General features: G+C 40.7%; 3 protein-coding genes and 1 pseudogene (1 of these 4 running past the window's edge). All 4 read left to right on the top strand.

Annotated features, from left to right (window positions below; all coding sequences use genetic code 11):
• Positions 1-300, top strand: a 300-nt coding sequence (locus IIB50_01745; protein ID MCH7529818.1) for a hypothetical protein, incomplete at its 5' end; no start/stop codon positions are given.
• A 17-nt stretch (positions 301-317) separates the two neighbouring features.
• Positions 318-899: a recombination protein O N-terminal domain-containing protein gene (locus IIB50_01740; protein ID MCH7529817.1), complete on the top strand. Its 582-nt coding sequence runs from the start codon at positions 318-320 to the stop codon at positions 897-899.
• A 179-nt stretch (positions 900-1,078) separates the two neighbouring features.
• Positions 1,079-2,992, top strand: a complete 1,914-nt coding sequence (locus tag IIB50_01735) for a hypothetical protein (protein ID MCH7529816.1) — start codon at positions 1,079-1,081, stop codon at positions 2,990-2,992.
• A gap of 174 nt (positions 2,993-3,166) precedes the next feature.
• Positions 3,167-4,205: pseudogene (locus IIB50_01730) on the top strand (glycine--tRNA ligase); it runs 375 nt beyond the window's last position.

Raw genomic sequence — 4,205 nt, 5'->3', positions numbered from 1 at the left:
TTTGATGATTTGGTTACTGCAGAAGTACTCCTTGATACTGAAATCACAAAAGAATTGAGAGATGAAGGGAGTGTTCGCGACTTTATACGTCGGGTACAGGAGTTGCGGAAAACAAGAGGACTCACTCCTCGTGACACCACTTCGCTTGTGATTGAAACCAGCAATCTTGGAAAGGAGCTCATCATGGCACATGAGAAAATAATTAAAAAGACTGCGCTACTTGATACGATAACGTTTGCACCAAACTCTGGCGAGTCAATTACTATTTTGGGAAATATTTTTAAGATAGAACTGAAGTAACAGCAATGTCTCACCACGTGCACACAACAGAGGGGTTTGTCATTGGCGGAATAGATACCGGTGAGTCACATCGGTATCTTTCATTACTCACTAAAGAGTTCGGACTCATAAGGGCGGTCGCGCGGAGTGTGAGAGTTGAACAATCAAAACTCAGATACAATTTGCAGGACCTAGCGTGTGTGGACATTTCTCTTGTCCGAGGAAGAGAAGTTTGGAGAATCACAGGTGCTAAAGAACGGTACAATACCTATTGGGAATTACGCGATCAAAAAAAGAAATGTGCATTGCTGGCACAAGTTACCGTGCTACTTCGTCGACTACTTGCTGGCGAAGAGAAAAATGAACGATTGTTTTCCATTATTTCAAATGGCATAGCATTTTTGCGAAATGAAAAATTGAATGATAATGAGCTGAAACTTTTTGAGTATCTTATAATACTTCGAATATTGCACTCGCTCGGGTACATAGGCAAAGTAGCACAGACAGACCCACTTGTTTCAAGTGAGTTGTTCAAGCGGAACATGCTTACTGCAGTTGCACTCGTGCAGACTGCTGTAGTGCGTGGAATAAATAAAGCACTCAAGGAAAGTCACCTCTAGCAGGGTAGGTATTTGTGTGGCAATAATGATGATTATGCTATACTTTTTTCCAACCTCCTCAGTTTTTATCGTTTGCGGTATAATACAATTGTATCCAAGGTTCTATTTTCATGAATTAGCGGTGTGATGTTTTTATTTTATGTTTAAAAATTTTGGCGGGCAAATAAGAAACGACAATTATGGATGAAAAGAGCAGAATTGAGCACTTACAAAAACAACTCTACTCTCGCAATAGTAAGCATTTAGGAATACAAAAGCGGAGAGAGCTTCGAGAGGTTGCTTATGATACTCCGAAGCGCTGGCATGATACACAGAAACCTCAGACTCCCAAGACCCAAACACCAGAAAAAAAGTCACTACTCTCACGGCTTTTGGTCATATCCGGGGTGTTTTTTGTCATGGCACTTGGTCTTTCACTCCTGTTTTTTTTCGGTGATGCTAATGTCATATCTTCAAAGAATATTGAAATAACAGTAGAAGGACCGACAACTATCGGCGGTGGAGAAGAAATGATACTTCAACTCTCAATCGTAAACAAAAACAGTGTCTCAATAAAGCTTGTGGACTTACTTATTGAATATCCAGAAGGGACACGTTCAGTGGACAATCTCGGAATTGAGCTACCGCGCTTTAGGGAATCAATTGGCACATTGAGACCCGGCGAGCGAGTACAAAAAACCATACGCGCAGTTCTCTTTGGTAAAGAAAACAGCCAGAAAGATATTGCCATAACCATTGAATATCGGATAGATGGTTCAAATGCAATTTTCTTTGCTGAAAGAAAGTACCAGCTCACAATAAGTTCTTCACCATTGTCGCTCTCAATTAATTCGCTCAAGGAAATTACTTCGGGGCAGAGTATTGAACTTTCAGCAACCATAACTTCAAATTCAACCACACTCATGAAAGATGTGTTATTGGTCGTTGAGTATCCGTTTGGTTTTGAATTTAAATCGGCACGCCCAAAGCCGTCATTTGGGGGCAATGTGTGGGAACTTGGCGACATAAAGTCTGGTGGAAAACGAACAGTTACAATTGTGGGCACCATTCGTGGAGAGGATGAAGAAGAACGAATTTTCCGTTTCTCAACCGGTATACAGAGTGAAAAAAACGAAAACAAATTAGAGGTGGCATTCATCACATTTCTCCAATCAATTGTTGTAAAGAAACCATTTATCAGTGTTGATTTAGCACTTGATGGAAGCACGGAAGAAGAATATGTATCCAAAAGTGGTCGGCAGATTCGTGCAGATATCACATGGTTTAATAATTTGCCGGACAGTATTGCGGACGCTGAGATTGAACTAAAGATTCTCGGCAACGCCCTTGATAAATTTTCAGTAAATGTTGAAGGAGGATTTTATCAATCTAACAACAATATTATTTTTTGGAGCAGGGAAACTGACAGTCGACTGGCATCGCTTTCACCAGGACAGAGTGGAACTGTACGATTTTCTTTTAAGTCGTTGAGTCTTTCGTCAGGGGTAACGCTCAGAAATCCTGAAATTACATTTGAAATATCTGTCAAAGGAAAACGGATTTCAAGCGATCGAGTGCCAGAACGTATTACCTCAACACTGGTCAGAACGATTAAAATTGCGTCTGATTTGCTTCTTAATGCTCGTGCCGTATACTTTAGCGGGCCATTCGTTAACAGTGGTCCAATACCACCTAAGATAGGAGTTGAGACGACATACACTGTTGTTTGGATTGTTACCAATGTGCAAAATGCTGTTGCAGGAACCAAGGTAGTTGCAACAATTCCCTCGTATATCAGATGGGTAGGAATGGTAAATCCTAGCAGTGAAAGTGTTACTTTCAACTCAATTGATCGGGAAATTGTTTGGAATGTCGGGGAAGTTGAGTCAGGAGGCGGTAGCACCAGTGCATCGCAGCGAGAAGTTGCATTTCAGGTGGCGTTTACACCGAACATTAACCAGTTTGGCAGTGCTCCAATCTTGGTAAATAAGCAAGTAGTGAGCGGGTTTGACCGGTTTGCAGAAGTTACCGTTGAGCACACCAAAGCGCCGCTTACCACACTACTCTCCACCGATCCAGGATTTCCAAACAATGGTGAAGCTGTAACGCAATAATTCACCCTCCTAAGTTTTTAGCTATGTTTAGCGAAGCTAAATGAAAAAGTAAGCAAAATAATCCTAAGGGAGGAAATAATATATTTACAAATAAGCAGAAAGAGTTTTAATAACTAAAAATTCTTGCCCTCCTAAATTTTACTCAGTAAAACTTTGGAGGGTGAAAAGGTAAATATGAACAAAAACCAATCGCGGACAATGGAAGACATAGTATCACTTGCAAAGCGGCGAGGTTTTATATATCGCGGATCTGAAATATATGGAGGACTTGCTGGCACGTGGGATTATGGACCGCTTGGTGTAGCGCTTAAAAATAACATAAAAAAATTGTGGTGGAATATGTTTGTAGACACACGCGATGATATATATGGCATGGATACATCGATTTTGATGAATGCCAAAGTGTGGCAAGCGAGCGGACACACTGAAGGATTTTCTGATCCACTTATTGAGTGCAAAAAGTGTAAAAAACGCTTTCGTGCTGATCAATTGGAAACAAAAGAGTGTCCTAAATGTGGTGGTGGACTCGGCAGTGTTAGACAGTTTAACTTAATGTTCAAAACCCATGTTGGAGCACTTGAAGACGAATCATCTGTATCATATTTGCGTCCGGAACCAGCGCAGGGAATGTTTGTAAATTTCAAAAATATCATTGATTCATTTCATCCAAAACTGCCATTTGGCATTGCGCAAATCGGCAAATCGTTTAGAAATGAAATAGCGCCACGTGAGTTTTTGTTTCGTGCGCGAGAATTTGAGATAATGGAACTTGAATATTTTGTAAAAGAAAATGAATGGGAAAAACATTTTAAACACTGGAAAGAACAAATATGGAAATGGATTGATGCTATAGGACTTTCTCGCGAATGTGTTCACGAGCTTGAAGTACCGGAAAATGATCGAGCACATTACTCTAAAAGAACGATAGATTTTGAATACGACTATCCGTTTGGAAGAAAAGAATTGTATGGTCTTGCGTACAGAACCGATTACGACTTAATGCGCCACAGTAAAGAAAGCGGCACCGAGCTTCGCTATCAGGACGAAGAGTCGGGCGAGTATTTTATACCACATGTTATTGAACCAACTTTCGGAGTGGATCGTACGGTTTTTGCAGTACTCTCGGAGTGTTATACGGAGGATGAGCTTGCCGGAGAAAAAAGAACGTTTCTGAAATTACCAGTTGCACTCGCTCCAATTAAAGTTGCTGTAT

The sequence above is a fragment of the Patescibacteria group bacterium genome (assembly GCA_022560785.1).
Taxonomy (GTDB): Bacteria; Patescibacteriota; Minisyncoccia; order Phycocordibacterales; family JADFSL01; genus JADFSL01.
This window is presented reverse-complemented; position numbering and strand designations above follow the sequence as displayed.

What these genes read in the sequence shown, in the direction of transcription:
- IIB50_01735 (MCH7529816.1), top strand. Translation starts at nt 1,079, where the DNA reads ATGGATGAAAAGAGCAGAATTGAGCACTTACAAAAACAACTCTACTCT.